Annotated in this window: 23 protein-coding genes; 22 read left to right on the plus strand and 1 reads right to left on the minus strand. The window is 54.0% G+C overall.

The window, feature by feature from the left end; all coding sequences use genetic code 11:
• The first annotated feature begins 58 nt into the window (after nt 1–58).
• The 16 genes from glyA (at nt 59) to ACFODX_RS12630 (ending at nt 14,687) form a co-directional block, all read left to right on the plus strand.
• The gene (gene glyA / locus ACFODX_RS12555) at nt 59–1,324 is read left to right on the plus strand and encodes a serine hydroxymethyltransferase (protein ID WP_378119598.1); all 1,266 of its coding nucleotides are present in this window, start codon (nt 59–61) and stop codon (nt 1,322–1,324) included.
• A 203-nt stretch (nt 1,325–1,527) separates the two neighbouring features.
• Nucleotides 1,528–2,241: a hypothetical protein gene (locus ACFODX_RS12560; protein ID WP_378119600.1), complete on the plus strand. Its 714-nt coding sequence runs from the start codon at nt 1,528–1,530 to the stop codon at nt 2,239–2,241.
• A gap of 153 nt (nt 2,242–2,394) precedes the next feature.
• On the plus strand, nt 2,395–3,882 hold the full coding sequence (locus ACFODX_RS12565; RefSeq protein WP_378119602.1) for a M12 family metallo-peptidase: 1,488 nt from the start codon (nt 2,395–2,397) through the stop codon (nt 3,880–3,882).
• 84 nt (nt 3,883–3,966) lie between these two features.
• A complete protein-coding gene (locus ACFODX_RS12570; protein WP_378119604.1) occupies nt 3,967–5,424 on the plus strand; it encodes a sensor domain-containing diguanylate cyclase in 1,458 nt (485 codons plus the stop codon).
• 119 nt (nt 5,425–5,543) lie between these two features.
• A complete protein-coding gene (nrdR, locus tag ACFODX_RS12575; RefSeq protein WP_324258098.1) occupies nt 5,544–6,008 on the plus strand; it encodes a transcriptional regulator NrdR in 465 nt (154 codons plus the stop codon).
• Between the two features lie 7 nt (nt 6,009–6,015).
• Nucleotides 6,016–7,146 carry a bifunctional diaminohydroxyphosphoribosylaminopyrimidine deaminase/5-amino-6-(5-phosphoribosylamino)uracil reductase RibD gene (gene ribD, locus ACFODX_RS12580; protein ID WP_378119607.1) on the plus strand — a complete coding sequence of 377 codons (1,131 nt, stop codon included), beginning with the start codon at nt 6,016–6,018 and terminating at the stop codon, nt 7,144–7,146.
• 30 nt (nt 7,147–7,176) lie between these two features.
• Nucleotides 7,177–7,710, plus strand: coding sequence for an RDD family protein (locus ACFODX_RS12585; protein WP_378119609.1), 534 nt, complete (start codon nt 7,177–7,179; stop codon nt 7,708–7,710).
• 41 nt (nt 7,711–7,751) lie between these two features.
• On the plus strand, nt 7,752–8,408 hold the full coding sequence (locus ACFODX_RS12590) for a riboflavin synthase (protein ID WP_378119611.1): 657 nt from the start codon (nt 7,752–7,754) through the stop codon (nt 8,406–8,408).
• A gap of 25 nt (nt 8,409–8,433) precedes the next feature.
• Nucleotides 8,434–9,549: a bifunctional 3,4-dihydroxy-2-butanone-4-phosphate synthase/GTP cyclohydrolase II gene (ribBA, locus tag ACFODX_RS12595; protein WP_324257772.1), complete on the plus strand. Its 1,116-nt coding sequence runs from the start codon at nt 8,434–8,436 to the stop codon at nt 9,547–9,549.
• Nucleotides 9,550–9,668: 119 nt separating this feature from the next.
• Nucleotides 9,669–10,139, plus strand: a complete 471-nt coding sequence (gene ribH, locus ACFODX_RS12600) for a 6,7-dimethyl-8-ribityllumazine synthase (RefSeq protein WP_324257771.1) — start codon at nt 9,669–9,671, stop codon at nt 10,137–10,139.
• 102 nt (nt 10,140–10,241) lie between these two features.
• Entirely contained in the window at nt 10,242–10,715 is a 474-nt protein-coding gene (gene nusB, locus ACFODX_RS12605; protein WP_378119613.1) for a transcription antitermination factor NusB, read from the plus strand.
• An 87-nt stretch (nt 10,716–10,802) separates the two neighbouring features.
• On the plus strand, nt 10,803–11,783 hold the full coding sequence (thiL, locus tag ACFODX_RS12610) for a thiamine-phosphate kinase (RefSeq protein WP_378119615.1): 981 nt from the start codon (nt 10,803–10,805) through the stop codon (nt 11,781–11,783).
• A gap of 15 nt (nt 11,784–11,798) precedes the next feature.
• Entirely contained in the window at nt 11,799–12,284 is a 486-nt protein-coding gene (locus tag ACFODX_RS12615; RefSeq protein ID WP_378119618.1) for a phosphatidylglycerophosphatase A family protein, read from the plus strand.
• Nucleotides 12,281–12,883 (plus strand): GTP cyclohydrolase II, encoded by a 603-nt coding sequence (gene ribA, locus ACFODX_RS12620; RefSeq protein WP_378119620.1) that lies wholly within the window; start codon nt 12,281–12,283, stop codon nt 12,881–12,883. Before ACFODX_RS12615 ends, ribA begins: the two co-directional genes overlap by 4 nt.
• Before the next feature lie 46 nt (nt 12,884–12,929).
• A complete protein-coding gene (gene dapB / locus ACFODX_RS12625; RefSeq protein WP_378119622.1) occupies nt 12,930–13,733 on the plus strand; it encodes a 4-hydroxy-tetrahydrodipicolinate reductase in 804 nt (267 codons plus the stop codon).
• Nucleotides 13,734–13,772: 39 nt separating this feature from the next.
• Entirely contained in the window at nt 13,773–14,687 is a 915-nt protein-coding gene (locus ACFODX_RS12630) for a DUF808 domain-containing protein (RefSeq protein WP_378119624.1), read from the plus strand.
• Here the strand turns inward: ACFODX_RS12630 and ACFODX_RS12635 are convergent.
• The gene (locus tag ACFODX_RS12635) at nt 14,684–15,565 is read right to left on the minus strand and encodes a LysR family transcriptional regulator (RefSeq protein WP_378119626.1); all 882 of its coding nucleotides are present in this window, start codon (nt 15,563–15,565) and stop codon (nt 14,684–14,686) included. The genes ACFODX_RS12630 and ACFODX_RS12635 overlap by 4 nt on opposite strands.
• Before the next feature lie 116 nt (nt 15,566–15,681).
• Here ACFODX_RS12635 and ACFODX_RS12640 point away from each other — a divergent pair, with 116 nt between their 5' ends.
• The 6 genes from ACFODX_RS12640 to carA all read left to right on the plus strand — a co-directional run bounded on the left by ACFODX_RS12640 (nt 15,682) and on the right by carA (nt 24,250).
• The gene (locus ACFODX_RS12640; protein WP_378119630.1) at nt 15,682–17,313 is read left to right on the plus strand and encodes an NADH-quinone oxidoreductase subunit L; all 1,632 of its coding nucleotides are present in this window, start codon (nt 15,682–15,684) and stop codon (nt 17,311–17,313) included.
• Complete coding sequence (locus tag ACFODX_RS12645) at nt 17,310–19,829, plus strand: putative inorganic carbon transporter subunit DabA (RefSeq protein ID WP_378119632.1); 2,520 nt, start codon at nt 17,310–17,312, stop codon at nt 19,827–19,829. Before ACFODX_RS12640 ends, ACFODX_RS12645 begins: the two co-directional genes overlap by 4 nt.
• A gap of 8 nt (nt 19,830–19,837) precedes the next feature.
• Nucleotides 19,838–20,749, plus strand: coding sequence for a sulfate adenylyltransferase subunit CysD (gene cysD, locus ACFODX_RS12650; protein ID WP_378120101.1), 912 nt, complete (start codon nt 19,838–19,840; stop codon nt 20,747–20,749).
• Nucleotides 20,749–21,600, plus strand: a complete 852-nt coding sequence (locus ACFODX_RS12655; protein ID WP_378119634.1) for a DUF6671 family protein — start codon at nt 20,749–20,751, stop codon at nt 21,598–21,600. Before cysD ends, ACFODX_RS12655 begins: the two co-directional genes overlap by 1 nt.
• A gap of 95 nt (nt 21,601–21,695) precedes the next feature.
• Nucleotides 21,696–22,661, plus strand: coding sequence for an L-threonylcarbamoyladenylate synthase (locus tag ACFODX_RS12660; protein WP_378119637.1), 966 nt, complete (start codon nt 21,696–21,698; stop codon nt 22,659–22,661).
• 431 nt (nt 22,662–23,092) lie between these two features.
• Nucleotides 23,093–24,250, plus strand: coding sequence for a glutamine-hydrolyzing carbamoyl-phosphate synthase small subunit (carA, locus tag ACFODX_RS12665; protein WP_378119639.1), 1,158 nt, complete (start codon nt 23,093–23,095; stop codon nt 24,248–24,250).

Genomic DNA, 24,250 nt, shown 5'->3' on the forward strand with positions numbered 1-24,250 from the left:
TTTTACCTTCCCACTCACACCCTAGCCATTTGGCGTGCGGTTAACTCAGGAACTATCTATGTTTGATAAAAACCAAACTATTGCTTCTTTCGATCCCGAAATTTGGGCTTCTATCCAGAGCGAAGGTCAACGCCAGGAAGAACACATCGAGTTGATCGCCTCTGAAAACTACACCAGCCCAATGGTGATGGCAGCCCAAGGCACCAAATTGACCAACAAGTATGCCGAAGGTTACCCGGGTAAGCGCTACTACGGCGGTTGTGAATATGTTGATACCACCGAAGCCCTGGCAATCGCCCGTGCAAAAGAGCTGTTCGGCGCCGACTATGCCAACGTGCAACCTCACTCTGGCTCCCAAGCCAACTCTGCAGTTTATGCCGCACTTTGCGCACCGGGCGATACCGTTCTGGGTATGAGCCTGGCGCACGGCGGTCACCTGACCCACGGTGCTAAAGTGAACTTCTCTGGCAAGGTTTACAACGCCGTACAGTACGGTTTGAACCCCGAAACCGGTTTGGTTGATTACGATGAAGTAGAGCGTTTGGCGTTGGAGCACAAGCCAAAAATGATCGTTGCCGGTTTCTCTGCTTATTCACAAGTGTTGGATTGGCAGCGCTTCCGCGATATCGCCGACAAAGTAGGTGCCTACCTGTTTGTGGATATGGCCCACGTTGCTGGTTTGGTGGCTGCCGGTGTTTACCCCAACCCGGTACAAATCGCTGACGTAACTACCTCCACCACCCACAAAACCCTGCGTGGCCCTCGCGGCGGTATCATCCTGGCCAAGGCCAACGAAGAGATTGAGAAAAAACTCAATTCAGCGGTATTCCCCGGCGGTCAGGGCGGCCCTTTGATGCACGTTATTGCTGCCAAGGCAGTAAGCTTTAAAGAAGCCATGACACCAGAATACAAAGCCTACCAACAACAAGTGGTAGTTAACGCTAAAGCCATGGCAGCAACTTTCCTGTCACGCGGCATTAAAATTGTGTCTGGCGGTACTGAGAACCACTTGATGTTGGTTGACCTGATCGGCAAATCTTACAGCGGTAAAGACGCCGATGAAGCCTTGGGCAAAGCGCATATCACCGTCAACAAAAATGCCGTGCCTAACGACCCACGTTCACCCTTTGTGACTTCCGGTATTCGCGTAGGCACCCCTGCTATCACTACCCGCGGTTTCAAAGAAGCTGAATGCGTGCAATTGACCAACTGGATCTGCGATATTTTTGATGCGCTGGAAGCGGACAATGCCGATGCGGTTATCGCTGACGTAAAAGCCAAGGTGTCAGCACTGTGCAAGCAGTTCCCGGTTTATGCGGAATAATCCGCTGGGATCAGCGGTAACAGTGTGTTGATCTTGAAAGGGCAGCTTCGGCTGCCTTTTTTCGTTTTGGGCTTAGCTGTTAATAACAGTTAAGAAGCAAGTTCATACGCCTTAGATTTTGTTTTTCCATCGCCTATTTAATGCTCGATTTTGCTGCCCTTGGCGCCTAGCATTATGTTCAATATTCCCTTTGTCGAATTCCCATGCCATCACAACGCGCTGCGCTTCCTGTCTTTATCTTGCTGCTACTGCTTGCGGTTGTGGCCTACTGGTGGTGGGCTAGTCGTCACCCGCAACCTGAACCCTTGCCGCTAATGCACCCTGGCGCAATGATGGTTGATAAGGCTTTGGTTGATGAATCGAGCGAGTTGTTGCAGCAGGCAGAGGCCATATTGGTTACCGTGCCTGAAACCGCGAAAGGCAATAGTGGCAACCAGGCAGCAAATCAGGCTAATACCCCGGCTCGTGTTGGCAGCGACCAATCGCCCTGGCAATTAGCGCAGGCAGAAAGTGGTCAGAGTTTGCCCCTGCCTGAGGGAATCAGTATTTATGAACCGGTAACCTTGGATAGTCAGGCCCCGCTGCCGCTGCCCGGCGAGCAATTGACTTTACCCTTGCCGGATGGCGATTCAATTCAGGTCACCGTTGCCAAATCCACCCGTCTGGAAAATGGAGACTACAGCTGGAGTGGTCATCTGGACGGTGATAATTATCCGGTTGTAATGACCTACGGCGCCGGCCTCGCCTTTGCAACTATCACTACTCCCAAGGGCTCCTACAGTTTGGAGGCCCGCGATGGTAATGGTTGGGTCTACAAAAATCCGGCGGAGGTAGAACTAACCCAGCCGGGTAAAAATGATTATCTAGAAGTTCCCGAAGAGGAGCTGCGCCAACACTCGTTACACAATCACGATTAAGTTAGGAGTCAATCAGCAAATGACTAAATGAGAGTGAAGTTACCGCTGTAAGGGTTGCGGTTTTTGCATTCGCAACGTCTTGGCTTTAATGGATGCGCGCAAATTTTTGTTAATCAGGGATGGTTTTCAGTAAAGTCAAATGAGACAAACACTATGAAATTTTTGGGCTTATTTTTTACCCGCGTTATTTATCTGCTTCAGTTTATTTTTATTGCGCTGCCTGTATCAGCTGCTTCGCAGGTTATCGATGTATTGGTGGTTTATACCGATGGGGTGACATCACTCTATGGTGCTGATCCTAGCAGTCGCTTCAATCATATCTTCCAGGTAACCAACCAAATTTACAGCGATAGCGGTGTGGATTTGGAAGTACGTCTTGCTGGTAGCCTCAAGGTGATTTACACCGATGATAATGCTGCCGAAACTGCACTTAATGACATTACCAATAACTCCCATGCCGCTTTTGCGGCGGTGTCGGCCGCGCGCGAGCAATACAAGGCGGACATGGTTATCTTTTATCGCCCTTATAAAACCACTCATGGTAGTTGCGGTGTTGCTTGGGTAGGTGGGAATGGCACTAACGGTGATTTTAATAGCAATATATGGAAGCGTTATATGTTTTCGCATATCGCAGTTAACGCTTGTGGCGACTATGTAACGGCACACGAGCTTGGGCATAACATGGGATTGAAACACTCGCGCAAACAGGATGGCACTGGTGGCACCTTTCCCTACGCGCTCGGCTACGGTGTAGTAGGTTCCTTCACCACCATAATGGCCTACCAAAGCGAGTTCAGCGTTGATTATTGGACCGGCAAGATTTACAAGTTTTCCAACCCCGAATTGTTATGTAACGGCCAACCTTGTGGTGTAGCGAGAACCAATTCCACCAGCGGTGCTGATGCGCGTTATGCACTGAATGTCACCGGCCCGCAAATCGCCGCGTTTTACCAAGGCGTTTCCAGTCAAGCAAGTTCCTCCCAAAGTGTTTCTGCCTACAGCAGTTCGGCGGTTTCAACAAGCTCTGCTATTGGAGTAAGCTCCAGTCGCAGTTCAAGTTCGGCGTCAAGCAGTCTGGGTGTGACGGAACTGGCACTCAGGGTAGCGGAAGCCAAAACCAATCTGGATGCTGCGATAGCGGCGCAAACTGCCCATGTCCAGGTTGCCTCCAAAGCACAGCAAGCGGAAGTTGCCGCCAAGACTGAATTAACGCGCGCCACTACAGCAGTTAAAACGGCGAAAACGGTTTATGAAACTTCGGTAAAAAAATACAACACGTCAGTTGCAAGTTTGAACAAGCTGCAAGCTCAGTTGCAATCGGCAATCGCTGCCTACAACGCGGCGACAACCAGTGTTGCCAAGCAGGCCAAACTTACGGCCTACAATGCGTTGGTGACTAAATATAACACCGCAGTTGCGGAGTTAAATCGCTTGGTTGATACCATCAATGGCAATCAGAGCGCACTGAATCTGGCCAATCAAAGACTACTGGCGGCGGCTTCCGTCTTCACGCAAGCGCAAGCGGCCAATACTGCAGCCAAGGCAAGAACAGTTGAGCTGCGCAATCTGGTAGCGAGTTTAAAATTGCTTCATACAAATTTAGTGAAGGCTTATAACGCCGCCCTCAAAGCGGCTAAATAATCCTTTGATGCCTTTGTAGCTGACCAACAGCCTGCTCCAAGGCTCTGCTAGACTAGCGTCAAAACAGATGTTGGATGCGAAGCGATGTTGCGGGTGTTGTGGAAGAAGTACAGTTTATTGGTGTGGCTGGGGAGCTTGTTAATTATTGGCTTCCTCGCCACCAGTTTGGCAAGTTACTGGGTGTCGCGCGATCAAATCCGCCACTCGATTGTTGATCAGGGTTTGCCGCTCACCGGCGATAATATTTATTCTGAAATCCAGCGCGATGTGCTGCGTCCCACCTTTATCTCCTCCCTCATGGCCAGCGACACTTTTGTGCGCGACTGGATTCTTTCTGGCGAGCAGGATTCTGCGCAAATCGTTCGCTATTTGAATGAAGTTAAACGCGAGTACGGCGCAGTCAGTAGCTTTTTGGTATCCAATAAAACCGGTAACTACTATTACTCCCAGGGTATTTTAAAAACCGTGAAGGAGAGCGAGCCGCGCGACCTATGGTTTTACCGTGTGCGCGATATGAAAGACCCTTATGAAATGAATCTCGATGTAGATTTTGCCAACCATGATGCGGTGACTATTTTTATTAATTATCGCGTGTTGGATTACCAGGGTAATTTTATTGGCGCAACGGGCGTGGGTTTGACGCTGGAGTCATTAGCGCGGGTTATCGATGATATACAGCAGCGTTTTAATCGGCGCGTATATTTTGTGAATGAGGCGGGTGAGATTATTGTCTCGGCGAAAACCGGCGAGTTGCACAAGGGTTCTATTCATGAATTGCCGGGGATAGCGGCAATTGCTACCAGTATTTTGAACAAAAATAGCCAGCCCACTAATCTGGAATACGATGCAGGTGGCGGGCTGATTATGCTCAGCTCGCGCTACATTCCTGAATTCAATTGGTACCTGGTGGTTGAGCAAACCGAAGAGGAAGAAATTGCCCGAGTGCGGCAGGTACTAATGGGCAACCTCGCGGTGAGCAGTGTAGTGACCGCGCTGGTGTTGCTCTTGTGTTTGTATAGCGTTAATCGCTTCCAGCGTCGTCTGGAAAATGTCGCCGCTACCGATTCGCTCACCGGGTTATTAAATCGCCAGGCTTTTGAGCTGATGTTTGAACAAGCTGTGCATGAGGCGCATCGCGCTAAAACACAGCTGTCGATGATCCTGCTTGATATAGATCACTTTAAAAATATTAACGACAGTCATGGTCACTTGGCGGGTGACCGGGTGATTATGCGCGTGGCGCGTATGCTGGAAAATAGTTTGCGCAATGGTGACGTGTTATGTCGTTGGGGCGGCGAAGAATTTTTAATTTTACTCAAACAAACATCGCTCCCTGCTGCCCATGGTGTTGCAGAAAAACTGCGCGATGCGATGGCCGCGGAACAATTGCAGTTGGGCCATAAAACCCTGCGTATTACCGGCAGTTTTGGAGTGGCGCAATTTGGCGGTGTAGAAACGCTGGTGCACTTTTTTGCCCGGGTAGATCGCGCGCTCTACCTTGCCAAAGCAGCGGGCCGCAATCGTGTTGAGGTTGTTGAATAACCCTTGGCCGCTTGTATTGTCTGCGCTGTTCGCTGCAATCTGCGCGCCGCTGAATGGGCGAAAATCGCTCACTTTGTGCTAGTATGCGCGCACTTTCACTATCGCCAGGGCTATTGATCATGCATTGTCCGTTTTGTAGCGCGGAAGATACCAAGGTTATCGATTCCCGCTTGGTGGCTGAGGGCGATCAGGTGCGCCGCCGCCGCGAATGTTTATCCTGTCATGAGCGTTTTACTACCTTTGAAGTGGCCGAGTTGGTGATGCCGCGTATCATCAAACAAAACGGCACGCGCGAACCCTTCGATGAAAATAAATTGCGCGCTGGTTTATTGCGCGCCTTGGAAAAACGCCCGGTGAGCATCGAGGCTATCGAATCCGCCATCAATCACATCAAACATTTTTTGCAGGCCACGGGTGAGCGCGAAGTGAAAGCGCTGTTGGTTGGCGAAAAAGTCATGGAACAGTTACAAAAACTCGATGAAGTCGCCTATGTGCGCTTTGCCTCTGTTTATCGCCGCTTTAAGGATCTGAATGAATTCCGTCAGGAAATTGATCGCCTTGAGCAGCAACCGGAAAACGAATGATTCCCGCATGAGCATCTCTGCAACCGATTTTGATTTTATGGCGCTGGCGTTCCGTTTGGCGGAGCGCGGCCTCTATACCACTATGCCTAACCCACGGGTGGGCTGTGTGTTGGTTAAAAATGGCGATGTCATTGCCGAGGGTTGGCACGAGCGCGCCGGCGAAGGTCACGCTGAAGCCAATGCATTGCGTGCTGCAGGTGATAATGCACGCGGTGCTACTGCCTACGTTAGCCTTGAACCTTGCAGCCACACTGGCCGTACCGGTCCCTGTGCACAAGCCTTGGTGGATGCGGGCGTGGCACGGGTGGTATATGCCATGGAAGACCCCAATCCATTGGTGTCGGGCAATGGCATAGCGCTATTGCGTGCCGCTGGCATTGAAGTCGATGGCCCGGTGCTGGAGGACGATGCCCGTGCGCTCAACCCCGGGTTTATCAAACGCATGGAGCGCAAGCGGCCACTGGTGCGCTGCAAAATGGCCATGAGTCTGGATGGTCGCACGGCGATGGAATCCGGTGAGAGCAAGTGGATCACTGGCCCCAAAGCCCGCGCCGATGTACAGCGCCTGCGCGCCCGCTCCTGCGCCATAGTCTCCGGTGTGGATTCCCTACTGCAGGATAATGCCTCACTCACCGTGCGCGCCGATGAATTGGGTTTGCCGGATACCCAAGCCCAAGCGGCGGCGGCCAAACAACCGCTGCGGGTCATTCTGGATTCCCGCCTGCGCACGCCACGCAACGCCTTGATGTTTAAGCAGTCCACCCCGATATTGTTGGTGCACAATGGCCAAGTGGAAGAATCACAGCTGGCGGGTTGGCCGGAGTTTGTTGAGTTCCTGGCGCTGCCCGCCAAAGACGGCCGGATTGATTTGCAGGCATTAATCAGCGAACTCGCCCGTCGCCAATGCAATGAAGTGTTGGTGGAAGCAGGTGCGACCTTGGCCGGCAGTTTTTTACGCCGTGGTTTGTTGGATGAAATTATTGTTTATATGGCACCCAAGCTATTGGGTAATAAGGCGCGCGGTTTATTCGAGTTGCCATTGGATACTATGTCCTCATCCCTGGCGCTGAAGATTAAAGACATTTGCGCTGTCGGCCGCGATTGGCGTATCACCGCCGTGCCCGATACCGAATATTAACTGCGAGTTTTTTCTGAAAGGTTTCCTGTTGTGAGTGATCAACCCCAAACCCCACCATTCCCCCCGCCTCAACCGGTGGATAACACCGCGTCGCTGGGTAAACGTTTACAAGCCACAATCATCGATGTGGTGATTATGATGTTCTGTATTTTCCCCTTTGCACAAAGTCAGGGCTTGATGGAAATTGCCGAGCAGCAGGGCGCTATTCCACCGGAGTTGGCATTAAAAATTGTGCTGTTCCAGTTGATGATGTTTTTTGTCCTGCACGGATTTTTATTGCATCAATTCGGCCAAACCATTGGTAAACGTATTATCGGTATTGCCATAGTGACTATGGATAATCAAAAGCCCGCGTTTATTCCGTTGATTGTGCAGCGCTATGCATCCCAATGGTTGATGGGCATGGTGCCGGTGATTGGCATTTTGCTGCGCCTTGCGGATGTGCTGGCGATTTTCCGCGATGATCGTCGCTGCATTCACGATCATCTGGCCAAGACTAAAGTCATTGACCTGCGCATTCCGGTGCCTACCGGTCAAGCCCAACCCAACAGCATCATCGTATAACTCCCGGCCGCGATTTTACGGCGAGAATTCGGAGCTAAGTTATGTTCACCGGTATTATTGAAGCTATTGGCGAAGTCGTCGCTCTACAGCCCAACAACGGCGATCTGCGCCTGCGCATCAAAACCCATAACCTGAATTTGGCGGACGTCCATTTGGGGGATTCCATCGCCACCAACGGCGTGTGCCTGACTGTGGTGGATTTGCCCGGCGATGGCTACTGGGCGGACGTTTCGCGCGAAACACTGGACAACACCACCTTACCCGACTGGAAAGTCGGGCAGCGGGTTAATCTGGAAAAGGCACTCACGCCCCAAACCCGTTTGGGGGGACATATTGTGAGCGGCCATGTGGATGGCGTGGGTGAAGTGGTCAGTCGCTACCCCGATGCCCGCTCGGAGCGGTTTCGCATTCGCGCGCCCAAGGCCTTGGCGAAATACATCGCCCACAAGGGGTCAATTACGGTGGATGGTACTAGTCTTACCGTTAACAAGGTGGATGGCGCCGAGTTTGAACTGAACATCGTGCCCCACACCCTTAAGTGGACCATCATGGAAACCTACCAAACGGGCAGCAAAGTCAATTTGGAGGTGGATGTGTTGGCGCGTTATCTGGAGCGGTTAATGCTCGGCGACAAAGCCGCTGAGGGCGAAGGGCAGGGCATCACCCTGGAATTTTTAGCCAAAAACGGCTTTATGTGATTGGCATCGGCAACCGGAATTTTCTATGCAACTCAATACCATTGAAGAACTGATTGAAGACCTGCGCCACGGCAAAATGGTCATCCTGATGGATGACGAAGACCGTGAAAATGAAGGCGACCTGATTATGGTGGCCGAGCAGGTGCGTCCGGAAGATATCAACTTTATGGCCACCCACGCGCGCGGCCTTATCTGCCTCACACTGACGCAAGAGCGTTGCAAACAATTGGATTTGCCGCTGATGGTGAGCGACAACAAATCCCAGCACACCACCAACTTTACCGTCTCTATTGAGGCGGCCGAAGGCGTAAGCACCGGTATTTCCGCAGCGGATCGTGCGCTCACTGTGCGCGCGGCGGTAAAAGCCAATGCCAAACCTAGCGACTTGGTGCAGCCCGGCCATATTTTCCCGCTCATGGCTCAGCCCGGCGGCGTGATGAGCCGTGCCGGCCATACCGAAGCCGGTTGTGATCTGGCACGTTTGGCTGGGTTTGAGCCAGCAGCAGTGATCGTAGAGGTGATGAACCCCGACGGCACCATGGCGCGCCGCCCGGATTTGGAGCGATTTGCCGAGCAACATCACCTGAAAATCGGTACCATTGCCGACCTGATTCACTACCGCGCCACCAAAGAGCGCACTGTCGAATGCGTTAATAGCCGCAAGGTCGATACGCTTTACGGCGAGTTTGATTTACATACCTATCGCGATACCGCCCGTGGCGATTTGCACTTTGTGATGACCAAGGGTGAGATCAATGCAGAGCCTACGCTCGTGCGTGTACATGTGATGGATATAGCGCGCGATGTGCTGAACCTTAAACGCACCTCGGTCGCCGGCGGCAAAAGCTGGACTTATCAGGATGCGCTGAAAAAAGTCAGCGAAGAGGGCAAGGGCGTTGTGCTGCTGATTTGCCACGATGAATCCACCCAGGAAGTGGAAGACAGCATTGACTGGTTGATTTCCGGTAAGCAGATGCGCCGCAGTTCGGAAGTGCTCTACAAACAAGTGGGCACCGGCTCGCAAATCCTGCGTGATTTGGGTGTGCGCAAAATGCGTGTGATGTCTGCGCCCATGCGCTACTCCGCCCTGTCGGGGTTTGATTTGGAAGTAGTGGAATATATTTGTCCGGAAGGTGATTAACCCCACCCTAGCCCTCCCCTTCAGAAGGGGAGGGGACAAAAACTCCTCCCCCTTGCAAAGGGGGAGGTTGGGAGGGGGTAAACAAATTTTAAAATCGGAATATTTAACGAGAAAAACTTATGAGCAATATCAAGGTAATCGAAGGTGATTTTTCCGCATCGGCAGGCAAGTACGCATTGATTGTTAGCCGTTGGAACAGCTTTGTCGTGGAAAGCTTAAAAGATGGCGCATTAGATACCCTGCGTCGTCACGGCATTAAAGATGAAAACATCACCATCTATTACGCACCAGGTGCATTTGAGTTTCCACTCACCGCGCAAAAAATTGCCGCCAAAAATGAGTTCGATGCAATTATCGCTCTGGGTGCGGTAATTCGTGGCGGTACTCCGCACTTTGATTATGTTGCCGGTGAATGCACCAAGGGTTTGGCGCAGGTGTCACTGCAATACGGTGTGCCAGTGACCTTTGGTGTGCTCACGGTAGATTCTATCGAGCAAGCCATTGAGCGCTCTGGCACCAAAGCCGGCAATAAGGGTGTAGAAGCTGCCTCTACCGCGCTGGAAATGGTTTCACTGTTTGGCAAAATCTAAGGCTGGAAATTTTCATTTCCAGTAGGCGATTAGCGCCTTGGTTTCTTTGTTTATTTTATGCCCGTGCAAGCGGGCATTTACGTTTTTATCAGGTAATTGTTCATGAACACTTCTTCCGCTCAGCAAAAAGGCCACACCGCGGCCACTCGTCGCATGGCGCGCCACTACGCTATGCAGGCGCTCTACCAATGGCAAATGGCCGGCTCCAGCATTAACGCTATTGAAGCGGAATTTCGTACCGACAACGATATGAGCAAAGTGGACGTGGACTATTTCCACGAAATTTTGCATGCCGTACCGGAAAGCCTCAGTGATTTGGAAGCGGCGTTTACGCCCTATTTAGTGGATCGCTCACTCGCTGAATTAGACGCGATTACCCGCGCTCTGTTGCGCATGGCCACCTACGAGTTAAAAGCGCGTATTGATGTCCCCTACAAAGTGGTTATCAACGAAGCGGTTGCGCTGGCCAAAAAATTCGGCGCGGAAGATAGTCACAAATTTATTAACGGTGTGTTAGACAAAACTGCAGCGGTATTGCGCGCGGTTGAAGTCAAGGCGGAGCGTAACGGTCGTTAACAAGCTTGCCTCAAGGTGAGCCTGGCTCACCTTGTTGTTTGTTCCTTTTTTCTTTTCTATTTTTCTTGTCTATTGTGGCGTAAACCAATGCCCAGTGAATTTCAATTAATCCAACAATTTTTCCAGCGCGAGCAGGCGGAGAATCCGGCAGCTGGTGTGGTGTTGGGTATTGGCGATGATTGCGCGCTGCTACAAATTCCCGCTGGGCAGCAGCTTGCGGTATCGGTAGATACACTGGTTGCCGGCGTGCATTTTCCAAAGGATGCCGACCCCGAACTAATTGCCGAGCGCGCGCTGCGCACCAATTTAAGTGATTTGGCCGCGATGGGCGCAGACCCGCTGTGGTTCACCCTTGCACTCACTATGCCTCAAGCCGATGAAGATTGGCTGCGTGGATTTAGTCGCGGTTTGTTTCGCTGCGCGCGTGAATACGGCATTGCCTTGGTGGGGGGCGATACTACCTCCGGCCCGCTTGCCATCACCATTCAGGTGATGGGTGCTTGCCAGCCGCAGCATAGCCTGCGCCGCGATGGCGCTAATGTGGGGGATTTTGTTTTAGTCACTCATTTTGTCGGTGATGGCGCTGCTGCACTCGCGGCGATTCAACAAGAATATTCATTTGCTGACGAACACCGCGCCTATTTGCACGACCGTTTTTATCGCCCAGTGCCGCGTTTACAAGAATCCCAATTCATTCGTGAGCTAGCCAGCAGCGCATTGGATATTTCCGATGGCCTCGCCGCTGACTTGCAACATATTTGCACTGCAAGCGATGTAGGCGCAGTGATTTATGTGGAGGATTTACCTCTCTCCCCAGCGGTGCAATCCCTGCTGGAGCAATCCTCTGCCAATCAACAGCAAATTTACCAATGGGCCTTGAGTGGCGGCGATGATTACGAACTCTGTTTCACCCTCGCGCCAGAAAAAATGCCGGAGCTTGCCATGCTGATTGCACAGGGCAAACTCAGTGCCACCGTGGTGGGTGAAATTACCGCAGGCAATGCGGTGAGTTGTGAATTAAACGGTGAGTTATTTGCGCTGCCCAAGCGCGGCTACCAGCATTTTTAATGGAATAGATGGATTATGAATAATCCCCACTGGAAACAATTACTGCGCAACCCCGATCATTTTTTTGCATTTGGTTTTGGTAGTGGTCTTTCGCCCAAGGCGCCGGGTACTGTGGGTACATTGGTGGCCATTCCGATTTTTTTACTGCTGCAACATTTGGCCTGGCCAGTTTATTTAAGCTGGCTGCTGGTTACTTTTGCGCTCGGCGTTTACTGGTGCGAACGCTCCTCCAAAGCGCTGGGGGTGCACGATCACGGCGGCATAGTCTGGGATGAATTTGTCGGCTTTTGGGTCACCATGTTTATGGCTCCCGCCGGTTGGCAATGGGTGCTGGTTGGCTTTGTGTTATTTCGTTTTTTTGACATTCTCAAACCCTGGCCCATTAATTGGTTAGATAAAAAAGTTCACGGCGGTTTCGGCATTATGATCGACGATCTACTCGCCGGAATTTACGCACTCTTGGTGCTGCAACTCATTGCTTATTTTGTGAGGTTCCTGTGACCGTTCGTTTTGTAGAGTCTTCCAAATTGCCTACGCCTTGGGGCATTTTTGTGATGCACGGCTTTTGCGATGCTGAAAATGAAAAAGAACATGTAGTACTCACCATGGGTGATGTCACTGGCGATGAACCCGTGCTGGCGCGCGTGCACTCTGAATGCTTGACCGGCGATGCGCTCTTTAGCATGCGCTGTGACTGCGGCCCGCAATTACAAGCGGCGATGCATAAAATTGCATTAGCGGGGCGCGGTGTGATTTTTTATTTGCGTCAGGAAGGTCGCGGCATTGGCCTGCTGAATAAAATCAAAGCCTATCACTTGCAAGATCAAGGCGCCGACACAGTAGAAGCCAATGAGCAGTTGGGGTTTGGTGCAGACATGCGCGATTACTCCATTCTCAAACCTATGATCGAACACCTGAACATTAAATCGTTAAAATTGTTGACCAATAACCCGCGCAAAGTAAAAGCGCTGCAGGATATGGGTGTAAATATTGTTGAGCGTTTGCCTCATCAAACCGGCCGCAACCCACACAACGCCAAATACCTGGAAACCAAAAAAGGTAAGCTTGGGCACTTATTTAATACAGAAGATGATGAATAATTTTTAAATCATCCTGTTCAAATCCTTTCTTGTTGAGATAAAAAAAATGACACGAATCGCAATCGCTGGTGCTGCAGGCCGTATGGGAAAGGCACTGATTGAAGCCACCCAAAAAAATCCACAAACAACCTTGGGCGCGGCCACAGTGCGCCCGGGTAGTTCACTGCTTGGCGCTGATGCGGGTGAGTTGGGTGGTGTGGGTAAATTGGGCATCACCTTGGTCGATAACATAGCGACAGTAATGGATCAGTTTGATGTGCTGATTGATTTCAGCTCACCTTTGGCGACTCTCGATCATGTCAAAACCTGCGCCGCACACAACAAACCTATAGTAATTGGCACCACCGGTTTTAGTGCCGCAGAAAAAGCAGATTTGCTCGCTTACCAAAGCCAGATTCCACTTTTGTTATCCGCTAATTTTTCCACCGGTGTGAACCTCTGTTTTAAATTGTTGGATTTGGCTGCGCGTGTATTGGGCGATGAATACGACGTAGAAGTTTACGAAGCGCATCATCGCCACAAAGTAGATTCACCCTCCGGCACCGCCATGCGCATGGGCGAAGTGCTTGCCAATGCACTGGAGCGCGATTTGGATAAAGTGGCCGTTTATGGCCGCGAAGGTCAAATTGGCCCGCGCCCGCGCGATACCATCGGCTTTGCCACAGTGCGCGGCGGTGATGTAGTGGGCGATCACACCGTTATGTTTATGGCCGACGGCGAGCGCGTAGAAATCACCCACAAAGCCTCCAGCCGCTTAGCTTTCGCCAACGGCGCCGTGCGCGCAGCTGTGTGGCTTGAACAACAACAGCCGGGCTTGTTTGATATGCAGGATGTGCTCGGCTTGCGTTAAGTTTTCTATCCACTGTTTATAGATTGCAAGGAACTGATAATGGCCGGCTCAAGTTTGTTGATGTTGCTTGATGATATCGCCACTGTGTTGGACGACGTGGCGGTGATGACAAAAGTGGCCGCGAAAAAAACTGCCGGCGTATTGGGTGATGATCTCGCCCTTAATGCGCAACAGGTGCAAGGTATTCGCGCCGAACGCGAGTTGCCGGTGGTGTGGGCGGTCGCCAAAGGTTCGGCGCTGAATAAACTGATATTGGTTCCTGCGGCACTATTAATCAGTGCGTTTATTCCCTGGTTGATTATTCCCTTGTTGATGATTGGCGGCGCTTATTTATGTTTTGAGGGCTGTGAAAAACTCGCACATAAATTATTCCACTCCAAAACGGAGCACGAAGCACAACATAAAGAATTGATTGAAGCGGTAGCCAACCCTGCGGTGGATTTGGTCGCGTTTGAAAAAGAAAAAATCAAAGGTGCCGTGCGCACAGATTTTATTCTCTCGGCAGAAATTATTGTGATCGCATTAGGAACGGTTGCCGCCGCCACTTTTGCCAAACAAGCTGCTGTTGTGGTGAGTATCGCCATCATAATGACAATCGGTGTATACGGTTTTGTTGCGCTGATTGTGAAGTTGGATGATATGGGCGCGCACCTGTGTAAAAAACAAAATGCCACTGCCCAATTTTTTGGTAACGTCCTGCTGGCTGCTGCACCAAAATTGATGCGGTTTTTATCAATACTGGGTACTGCTGCCATGTTTATGGTGGGTGGTGGAATTGTGACGCACAACATCGCACCCATTCGTCATGTAATTGAGGCGGTTGCTCATACCACTGAACCCCTTGGATGGCTTATGTCATCGCTGCTAAATGGAATAGCAGGTGTTGTTATTGGGGCCTGTGTTCTGCTGTGCTGGTCTCCCATCGCTCACTATTTTCAAACGAAACAGCGTTAAGTTTTAATGGCACTGTTAATCAGCTCGCTCACCAGCTGGTTTTGTATTTGGCGTTTCACGGTCACCGCATAGAAATTTTCATACACATTGGGCAGGGTCAGGTAGTTCACCAACCGGCCCTGCAGCAGTTCATCTTTTACGACTACATTGGGCATTACCGCCAGCGCACCGGTGTCGCGCGCCAACAGTCGCAACATCGCCATATCGTCGGCTTCGGCGACTATGCGCGGTTTGAATTGATGTTGCGCGCAGAAGCTGTCGAATGCTGAACGCACCGGGCTTTCGCTCACGGGCACGACCCATTCGTGATCTTTGTAACGGCTGGAAAAGGCTTTGCCGAGCGGCAGGTCGGGCGGGCCGACAATCGCTACGGGTTGGCGCGCAAGTAGTTGGCATTGCCAGAGTTCCTTGTTGGTGCCCAGCACCTGAATGTTGGTGAGTGCTAAATCAAATTCGTGGTTGGCAACCGCATTAAGCAAATTCACTTGGCCGCGCGCGTGCAACATGTACTTGGTATTGGGGCGACGAATCAGCGGCTCGATAAAACTCTCCACAAAATTCCGCGACATAGTGGTGAGCACCCCAATGCGCACTGTGAGCAGTTCCGGTTGAATGCCTTTGCTCAATAAGGATTCCAATTCCTCGCCGCGTTTAAAAATTTCCTCTGCATACACCAGCGCACTTTGCCCGCTTTCGGTCAGCCGCAATTGTCGGCCTTCGCGCACAAATAACTCCACACCCATAGTCGCTTCCAGCTGGCGAATCTGCGCTGAGAGTGCCGATTGCGAAATATGCAACGCCTCGGCGGTTTTGGTCAGGTTGCCCTGTTTGGCCACGCGCCAGAAATAGTAGAGGTGATGGTAATTGAGTTTGCTCATAGCAATGCCTGCAGATTATTGTTCGTTAAAAGTGAACGATATGTTGATAATTATGTATTTTACCGATGGTTTCAGCTAGCCCAAAATAACCCCCGATAGATCACTCGTGGGGGTAAATGATGACAATCAACGAATCGGTTCCTTGGAGTTTTGCGCTCTGGGCGCTGTTGTTAATACCGCTGCTCATTAGCGCTATGGCGGCACGCAGCTGGGGTTGGGCGCTGGCAACGCGCGCAGCGGGTTTTAACCTGCTCTTAGCTGCAAGTTTGTGGCTGATCGCACTGGAGGAACCATTGCAAAGCGGTGTGCTGCGCTTGGGCGTGCTGCAGGCGACGCTGTTAGTGCTGGTGAACTTTTTAGGTTGGATCATCTACCGCTATGCCGCCACCAATTTTCAAGGCGATAGCGACGGCGCGCGTTTTCTGCGCTGGCTTACCCTGACGCTGCTGGCCGTGCAAACCCTGCTGTTGGTTGATCACTTAGTACTGTTTTGGGCGGCCTGGGTCGGTGTCAGCCTGAGCTTGAATCAGCTGCTGCTGTTTTATCCGGATCGCCCGCGTGCACTTTTGGCTGCGCACAAAAAATTCCTTATCGCGCGCGCCTCTGAGCTGCTGTTAGCACTCGCGATTGGTCTGCTCTACAGCCAATTCAATAGCTTCTCCCTGTCACAGATCATGGCGCAAATCGCCCAGCTTCAGGCCGATCAACTGAGCTGGCCGCTGATTCTGGCGGCGCTCTGTGTGGCGCAGGTGGCGCTGCTCAAATGTGCCCAGTTGCCGCTGCAGGGTTGGCTGATTCAGGTGGTGGAATCGCCCACGCCGGTCTCCGCCTTGCTCCACGCCGGGGTGATTAATTTGGGCGGTGTGCTCTTGCTGTTGTTTGCGCCCTTGCTCAGCCAAGTGGTGGTCGCCCAGTGGTTATTGCTGCTGGTGGCGGGGCCATCGGCGGTACTCGCGGCGCTGATTATGACTACCCGTATCAGCGTCAAGGTGCGCTTGGCCTGGTCTACTTGCGCACAAATGGGGTTGATGCTGGTGGAGTGCGCCCTCGGTTTGTACGAATTGGCACTGCTGCACCTGATCGCCCACTCCTGCTACAAGGCGCGCGCGTTTTTGGCCGCCGGTAGCGCGGTGAATGAGCAGCTGGAACAGTCAGTGGGCGATGCCTTGGGCAGCGCGCGCTTGCCAAGTTTGAGCCAATGGCTGGGTGCGACGCTGCTGGTGGTGCCACTGGTAACCGGAGTGGTTTGGTTGGCGCACAGCTATCTGTTTGCGGCTGCCGACAGTAACGCGATTAGTGGCTCGAACGCGATCAGCGGTTCGCTAGTGCCTTGGGTGATTTTATCTGTCGCGCTTATCACCCTGGTTGCCCAAGGGCTGGCGCAACAGGCGGCGCTATCCCGTCACTGGTGGCGCCCCATGCTGGCGGGCTTGCTGCTAGCGGCGGCCTTGGTCGCGCTTTACCTCGCACTTAAAACCGGTTTGGCGCAGGCGCTGGAGCTTGCCCCCAGGGCGGCCAATCTCTGGGCTGATCTGTGGGTCTGCAGCCTGTTACTAGTGCTTATGCTGGCGAGTTACAGCCTGCAGCGCTGGCCGCTTAATACCCAGGTACGCCGCCTGTGGATCGCCTTAAACGCTGGTCTGTATTTGGATGAATGGATGACCCGCTTCACCCTGCGCTGGTGGCCAGTGACCCTGACCCCCGGTGCCACCCAACCCTCTTTTCTTGATGCTGAGGTGAAATCATGAGTGCGCTTGCTAATCGTTTGCCGAACACCGCCTTAGCGCTGGATGCCTTTGCCTTGCGCGCCGCCCAAGCCGCCAGCGCGCGTATCGCGCCAATCTGGCCGCTGGATAAAACCGTCGCCGTAAACCCTTGGTGGCACTGGCGCGACACGCCCATGAGCCAGGTGGTGGCGCGTTTGGCCAGCCTGCGCGCTGTGCGCCTGCTGATGCCCAAGGCCTATTATCGTCGCCAGTTTCCTGAGCCTATCAGCACCGGGCAGTTGATACTGGCGGCGCGTGAGTTGGGCGTGGCGGCATCGCCCCAAGCCTTGGTGGATTACCTTAACGAGCCGGAGCATTTGCCCCAGTGGAAAAACCTGAGCGATTGGCTGGATGAGCAGCCCGCCCAAGCCACCAAAATGCCCTGGCGCGACGAGATCACCCAGCAGATCAGCCAATCTTGCGGTCTGTTCTACAGCTACCCCGAGCGTCACCCCAAACCCTTGGATGCACCCGGCAGCTTTTACAGCTTTTGGCGCGAGATCATCCAGCAAGACGCAGGTTTGGCGATTTTGATGGAGGCGCCTGAATTGCATGGCTTTTTCCTCAGCCTGCCAGAGAGCCCGGCTGCGGTTATCAGCCACATGTATAGCGAGCTACAACAGCAGGGTGTGATTGATGAGGCGGGCTTTGAAAAATACTGTCTGGCGCTGCTGTTGGATATTAACGGTTGGGCGGCAGTGTTTGCGCGCAACGCCCAGCAGGGAGCGACTGACGCCCAAGGTTTGAATTGCTTGGGCGATTTGCTCGCCGTGAGGCTCGCGTGGGAGTGGGCGCTCTGGTGGTGGCTGGCGCAACCCGCGCAACAAAATATCGCCGTGTGCGGCCAGTTTATCGAGCAATTCCAGCAAGCCATGTTGCGCGAGGCTGTGTGTCACCAGCGCCAGCAGTACCTCTGGGTATGGCAGCGCGCGCTGGAGCTGAGCCAGCAGGCGCAGTTTGCGCAGCAGCTCACCCGCGTTGAACCGCTTACACCGGTCATGGCGCAGGCCAGTGCCAGTCTCGCGCCGGCGCTGCAGGCGGTATTTTGTATTGATGTGCGCTCCGAGCCCATGCGCCGCGCGCTGGAATCGGTCTCGCCAGATATCCAAACCCTCGGCTTTGCCGGCTTTTTTGGTTTGCCCATCGCCTATCAACCTATGGCGACTCCTTTGCAGCGGCCGCAGTTGCCGGCGCTCTTGCAGCCCGCCCTCAGTGCGCGCCCGGTGTTGCAAGCCGGTGGCCAGCAGCGCCAGCTCAAACCGCTGCTGAGCAAGCGCGCCAAAACCAATACCGGCGCACAGGCCGCCGCCAGTTTCGGCTGGGTGGAGGCCAAGGGCATAGTGGATGGCCTGCGCCTGCTCGCCCAGAGCTTTGGCTACCAGCACGATGCCAACCCGCTCAACCAGTTTGCCAATATCAGGGGCTGGGAATTGTGGCGCGCTGGCGAACCGCTATCGCCCCAAGAGATCGCCAATCTGCTTGCCGGGGTGCTGCGTCATATGGGGCTGACCCAAGGCTTTGCCCCGCGGGTGTTACTGGTCGCCCACGGCAGTTGCACCGCCAACAACCCGCTCGCCGCCGGTTTGGACTGCGGTGCTTGCGGCGGGCAGTCGGGCGAGGTGAATGTGCGGGTGTTGGCCTATTTCCTCAACCTCGCGCCGGTGCGCGAAGCATTGGCGGCGCAGGGTATTCATATTCCTGCGGCGACCCGTTTTGTCCCTTGTTTGCACAACACTACCAGCGATGACATAGAGTGGTTTGCCGCACCCGATGAACCCGCCCAAGCTGCCGAAGAAACCTGGCAGCGCTGGCTGCAGGCGGCCAGCGAACGGGCGCGGGCGCAGCGTGCCGGTGCCATGGCAATTAGCGCCACCACGCCTGATGCCCGCGCGCGTGCTTTTGCCGAGCGCACCCGCGACTGGGCACAGCTGCGGCCGGAGTGGGGCTTGGCCAATAACGCCGCCTTTATTGTCGCGCCACGGGCGGCGACCCGCGGCTTGAATCTGGGCGGCCGCGCCTTTTTGCACGACTATCACTGGCAGGCGGATAAGGATTTTGCAACCCTCGAATTAATCATCACCGCGCCCATGGTGGTCACCCAGTGGATCAACCTGCAGTACTACGCTTCCATGACCGACAACTTGCATTACGGCAGCGGCAATAAGCTGCTGCACAATGTGGTGGGTGGCAATTTGGGGGTATTTGAGGGCAACGGCGGCGATCTGCGCATCGGCCTGCCGCTGCAATCCCTGCACGATGGCAAAGACTGGCGCCATCAACCGGTGCGCTTGAATGTGTATTTGGCGGCACCCCGGCAGGCGATTGCGGGGATTATCCAGCGCCATCCGGATATTGCCGCGCTTATCAACAACGAATGGCTCTATGTGTTCCAGTGGGATAGGGAGGAGCGGCGCATCAGCCGCTATCTGCGCGACCAGTGGCACGCCGTACCTGCGCTGGAGTCAGCGCTTGATTATGCTGGCGAGGTGTCGGCGTGAACTACTCTATGACCCATTTGCAAACCCTGGAAGCCGAGGCCATCGCCATTTTGCGGGAGGTGGCCGCCAGTTTTGACAACCCCTGCATGTTCTACTCCATCGGCAAGGATTCCACTGTGATGCTGCATCTGGCGCGCAAGGCATTCTGGCCTGCGCCCGTGCCCTTCACTCTGCTGCACATAGATACCACCTGGGAATTTGCGGAAATGGCGCGCTTTCGCGACCGCTTGGCTGAGCGCCTCAACTTGAAACTTAAGGTGCATATCAACGAAGAGGCGCTGGCGCAGGGTGTGCACCCGATTTTATCCGGCTCGGTGAAATACAACGATCAAATGAAAACCCAAGCGCTGAAACAGGCGCTACGCCAGTACAAATTCGATGCCGCGCTGGGTGGCGCGCGCCGCGACGAGGAGAAATCCCGCGCCAAAGAGCGCGTGTTTTCAGTGCGCGATGCCCATCAAACCTGGGACCCCAAAAACCAGCGCCCGGAGTTGTGGGATTTGTACAACACCCGCTTGAACCCCGGCGAGACTGTGCGTGTGTTTCCACTCTCTAACTGGACAGAGTTGGATATTTGGCTCTATATCCTGCGCGAGAATATCGACCTGGTGACGCTCTATTTTGCCGCGCCGCGCCAGAGCTGGATCAGCGAGGAATCGGGGCAGGTGTTTATTCTGGATGACGAGCGCATGCTGCCATTTCTGACACCCGCCGAGCGCGATTCCATCGCGGTGCGGCAAGTGCGCTGTCGCACTTTGGGCTGTTATCCGCAAACTGGCGCTGTACTGAGCGATGCCAAAGACGTGAGCGCAATTATTGAGGAGTTGCTCATGAGCAAAACCAGCGAGCGGGAAGGGCGCATGCTGGATAAAGATCAGGTCGGCTCTATGGAAAAGAAAAAACGCGAGGGCTATTTCTGATGTCATCTCACCCGCGCGCCTTGCAATTTCACGGCGCGCATTTTGGTCTGTTAAGCCTGCACCATAAGGCATCTATCATCGCCCCGCTGCTGGCTGAGCGCTGGCAGGCTCGCCTGACCAATAGCACTGCTTTTGATACCGATACCTTGGGCACCTTTAGTGGTGAGGTGGAGCGCCGCCTTACGCCAGTTGAATGTGCGTTGCACAAGGCACGCTTGGCGCTGGAGCTGACCGGCGCCGACTTTGGCTTGGGCAGTGAGGGCAGTTTTGGCGCATCCCCTTGGGGCATAGGTACTCACAATCAGGAGTTGGTTGCCTGTGTACCGGCCAAGGGTGATTGGGCGGTGGTGGGAGGTTATGCCGCGCCTTTTGCGGCGGATGAATACCGCTATGGCGATACCGAAGCGCAGCAGCGCTTTTGGCAGCAGCTACCGGCAGGGCAGGGCGTGATGGCAGTGGCGTCTGGCCACAAGGCCGGCAGGAGCATTAAAGCTATAACCACCCAAGCGGAGCTAGAGGCGCAGCTCGCCGCGCACTTCGCTGAACAAATCCCTGCCGATTTGCGTATTACGTATGACTTGCGCGCCCATCAATCGCCCCAGCGGCGCGTGCATATAGCGCGGGCGGCCGAGAATCTGTTTGCGCGTTTAGCTTGTGTTTGCCCGGACTGTGCGCGACCGGGATTTTGGCCGGATCAAACCGAAACCGGCTTGCCCTGCGCCGCCTGCGGCACGCCAACCCACAGCCTGATTGCGCGCATCGCCCAGTGCGCCGGTTGCGGTTATCAGCAGCGTACAGCGGTGGCTGAGGCGCTGGCCGATCCAGCCACTTGCCCTTGGTGTAACCCCTGAGCCTTGGATATAGGTAGGATGCAAACCCCCAGATTATGCGCAGCCACTATCAAAACGATTGACTTGCGACCACTTAACCCCGAATGAGGCAAACCATGACCCTGCTGCTTGATGCCAAGCGCGATTCTGACCTGCAGCACGCCATCAGCCTGCTGCGCGCCGGTGAGCTGGTGGCTGTGCCCACCGAAACGGTTTACGGTTTAGCGGCAGATGCCCGTCAACCCGCGGCAGTAAGCGGGATTTTTGCCGCCAAACAGCGCCCGGCAAATCATCCGTTAATCGTGCATCTGGGGCATATCGCCCAGCTTGAGGAGTGGGTGACACAGGTGCCTGATGTCGCTCTTGCCCTTGCCAATCACTTTTGGCCGGGGCCTCTGACGCTGGTATTGCCCAAGGCAACTTGGGTAGACCCCATAGTCACCGGCGGGCGCGATACCCTGGCGCTGCGTATTCCGGCGCATCCGGCACTGCGCGAGTTGCTCCAGCGCGGCAACCTCGCGGTGGCGGCCCCCTCGGCCAATCCCCATAAAGGGCTCAGCCCGACCAGTGCCGCGCAAGTGATGGCGTGTATGCAGGGCAAGTTGGCGGCGGTCTTGGATGGCGGCGACTGCACGGTGGGTATTGAGTCCACCATTGTGGATCTCACCAGCGCTGAACCCAGAGTCTTGCGCGCAGGGCCTATCACGGCCTCGACCCTGGCGGATTTCCTCGGTAGCCCTGTGCATCACCCGCAGCAACACAATGTGGCGGTGCCCGGCAATATGCAGGTGCACTATCGCCCACGCACCCGCCTCAAACTCAAAACAAGCGCCGAAGTTCAGCTGGATCCGGGTTATAGGGTTGCGCGCTTGCTGCTCTCTGAGCCGCAGGATCCGGTGAGTGTCGGTTTTGCCCTGACGCGCCTGATGCCGCAGGACAAACCCGCCTATGCCCGTTTGCTCTATCGCGCCCTGCACGAGGCGGATCAGTTGGGCGCCAAAGAAATCTGGGTGGAGCTACCGCCCACCAGCGAAGACTGGGCCGATGTGCAGGATCGGCTGGGGCGTGCCGCCAGTAGTTGATCGCCCGGCCGACTCGCAGTCGCAACCCACATCAGTGGTTAAGAAGAGTGCAATATCTAATAGACACAATCAGCTCGCTCCCGTAGAATTCGCAGCCAGATTGCGCCCAGCCGCTAACGCGGGCGACACAAAATACAAGACGGTTCGCACAAGAACATAAAAAGGCGAGATGAGATCAGGGTTTCATCTCGCTTTTTTACAACCAAACGTTTTGCAGTCAGTTCAATTTTGCCTTTTTACTCAATGACTTATCGCGCCGCCTATACCATCAGCGACAGTGCGACTGGATTTTTGAGCCCAAAAAAACTGAACCTCTGCGCGGCGCCGGTGACGAACCCATAATCATTTATTAGCTCGCTTTAAGGGTATCCAGCAGGTTGTTTCTGCCGGTGTTCTCCAAGCCAAAACCCCAACCAATTCAGGAGGTTGTTTTGACTACTCAGGAATCCCTTCCTGCCCCGAAAAAGGCCATTTTGGTTCTTGCCGACGGTAGTGTGTTCCGTGGCACCGCGATTGGTGCCGATGGTTTGTCTGTGGGTGAGGTGGTGTTTAATACCGCTATCACCGGTTATCAGGAAATCCTCACCGATCCTTCCTACGCCCAGCAAATCGTTACCCTCACTTATCCCCATATCGGCAATACCGGCACCAACAGCGAAGACGAAGAATGCGACCGCATTTGGGCAACGGGTTTAGTGATTCGCGATCTGCCGCTGCTAGCCAGCAACTTCCGCAATACCCAGAGCCTGTCTGACTACCTCAAAGCGCGCAATGTGATTGGCATCGCTGATATAGATACCCGTCGCCTGACCCGCATCCTGCGCGACAAAGGCGCTCAAAATGGCTGCCTCATGGCGGGCGATGACGTAGACGAAGCCAAAGCCCTGGCAGCCGCCAAAGCCTTTGGTGGCCTGAAAGGTTTGGATTTGGCAAAAGAAGTTACCGTCAGCGAGCCATACAGCTGGAATGAAAGCAGCTGGGCGCTGGGCGAAGGACACAAGGTTTTGAATGGCGCCAAGCCATTTAAAGTTGTGGCTTATGACTTCGGCGTTAAGCGCAACATCCTGCGTATGCTGGCAGACCGCGGTTGCGACTTGACGGTAGTTCCCGCCAAAACGACAGCGGCGGAAGTGCTGGCCATGAATCCAGACGGTATCTTCCTCTCCAATGGCCCTGGCGATCCTGAGCCATGTACCTATGCCATCGAGGCGATCAAATCATTCCTTGAAACCGATATTCCGGTATTTGGTATCTGTCTCGGCCACCAATTGCTGGCGCTGGCATCGGGTGCCAAAACCATCAAGATGAAATTCGGTCACCACGGCGGCAACCATCCGGTACAAAATCTGGACACCCAGCGTGTATTGATCACCGCGCAGAACCACGGTTTTGCGGTGGAAGAGAGCAGCTTGCCTGCCAATCTGCGTGCGACCCACAAGTCGCTGTTTGATGGTTCCCTGCAAGGTATCCATCGCACCGACAAGCCCGCGTTCAGCTTCCAGGGGCACCCTGAAGCGAGCCCCGGCCCGCACGAAGCCGACACCTTGTTCGACCACTTTATTGAATTGATGCAAGCCCGCAAGTCTTAA

Source organism: Cellvibrio fontiphilus, assembly GCF_042646205.1.
Lineage (GTDB): Bacteria > Pseudomonadota > Gammaproteobacteria > Pseudomonadales > Cellvibrionaceae > Cellvibrio > Cellvibrio fontiphilus_A.

Coding starts and splice junctions, on each gene's coding strand:
- glyA (WP_378119598.1), top strand. CDS start 59: ATGTTTGATAAAAACCAAACTATTGCTTCTTTCGATCCCGAAATTTGG.
- ACFODX_RS12560 (WP_378119600.1), top strand. CDS start 1,528: ATGCCATCACAACGCGCTGCGCTTCCTGTCTTTATCTTGCTGCTACTG.
- ACFODX_RS12565 (WP_378119602.1), top strand. CDS start 2,395: ATGAAATTTTTGGGCTTATTTTTTACCCGCGTTATTTATCTGCTTCAG.
- ACFODX_RS12570 (WP_378119604.1), top strand. CDS start 3,967: ATGTTGCGGGTGTTGTGGAAGAAGTACAGTTTATTGGTGTGGCTGGGG.
- nrdR (WP_324258098.1), top strand. CDS start 5,544: ATGCATTGTCCGTTTTGTAGCGCGGAAGATACCAAGGTTATCGATTCC.
- ribD (WP_378119607.1), top strand. CDS start 6,016: ATGAGCATCTCTGCAACCGATTTTGATTTTATGGCGCTGGCGTTCCGT.
- ACFODX_RS12590 (WP_378119611.1), top strand. CDS start 7,752: ATGTTCACCGGTATTATTGAAGCTATTGGCGAAGTCGTCGCTCTACAG.
- ribBA (WP_324257772.1), top strand. CDS start 8,434: ATGCAACTCAATACCATTGAAGAACTGATTGAAGACCTGCGCCACGGC.
- ribH (WP_324257771.1), top strand. CDS start 9,669: ATGAGCAATATCAAGGTAATCGAAGGTGATTTTTCCGCATCGGCAGGC.
- nusB (WP_378119613.1), top strand. CDS start 10,242: ATGAACACTTCTTCCGCTCAGCAAAAAGGCCACACCGCGGCCACTCGT.
- thiL (WP_378119615.1), top strand. CDS start 10,803: ATGCCCAGTGAATTTCAATTAATCCAACAATTTTTCCAGCGCGAGCAG.
- ACFODX_RS12615 (WP_378119618.1), top strand. CDS start 11,799: ATGAATAATCCCCACTGGAAACAATTACTGCGCAACCCCGATCATTTT.
- dapB (WP_378119622.1), top strand. CDS start 12,930: ATGACACGAATCGCAATCGCTGGTGCTGCAGGCCGTATGGGAAAGGCA.
- ACFODX_RS12630 (WP_378119624.1), top strand. CDS start 13,773: ATGGCCGGCTCAAGTTTGTTGATGTTGCTTGATGATATCGCCACTGTG.
- ACFODX_RS12635 (WP_378119626.1), bottom strand. CDS start 15,565: ATGAGCAAACTCAATTACCATCACCTCTACTATTTCTGGCGCGTGGCC.
- ACFODX_RS12640 (WP_378119630.1), top strand. CDS start 15,682: ATGATGACAATCAACGAATCGGTTCCTTGGAGTTTTGCGCTCTGGGCG.
- ACFODX_RS12645 (WP_378119632.1), top strand. CDS start 17,310: ATGAGTGCGCTTGCTAATCGTTTGCCGAACACCGCCTTAGCGCTGGAT.
- cysD (WP_378120101.1), top strand. CDS start 19,838: ATGACCCATTTGCAAACCCTGGAAGCCGAGGCCATCGCCATTTTGCGG.
- ACFODX_RS12655 (WP_378119634.1), top strand. CDS start 20,749: ATGTCATCTCACCCGCGCGCCTTGCAATTTCACGGCGCGCATTTTGGT.
- ACFODX_RS12660 (WP_378119637.1), top strand. CDS start 21,696: ATGACCCTGCTGCTTGATGCCAAGCGCGATTCTGACCTGCAGCACGCC.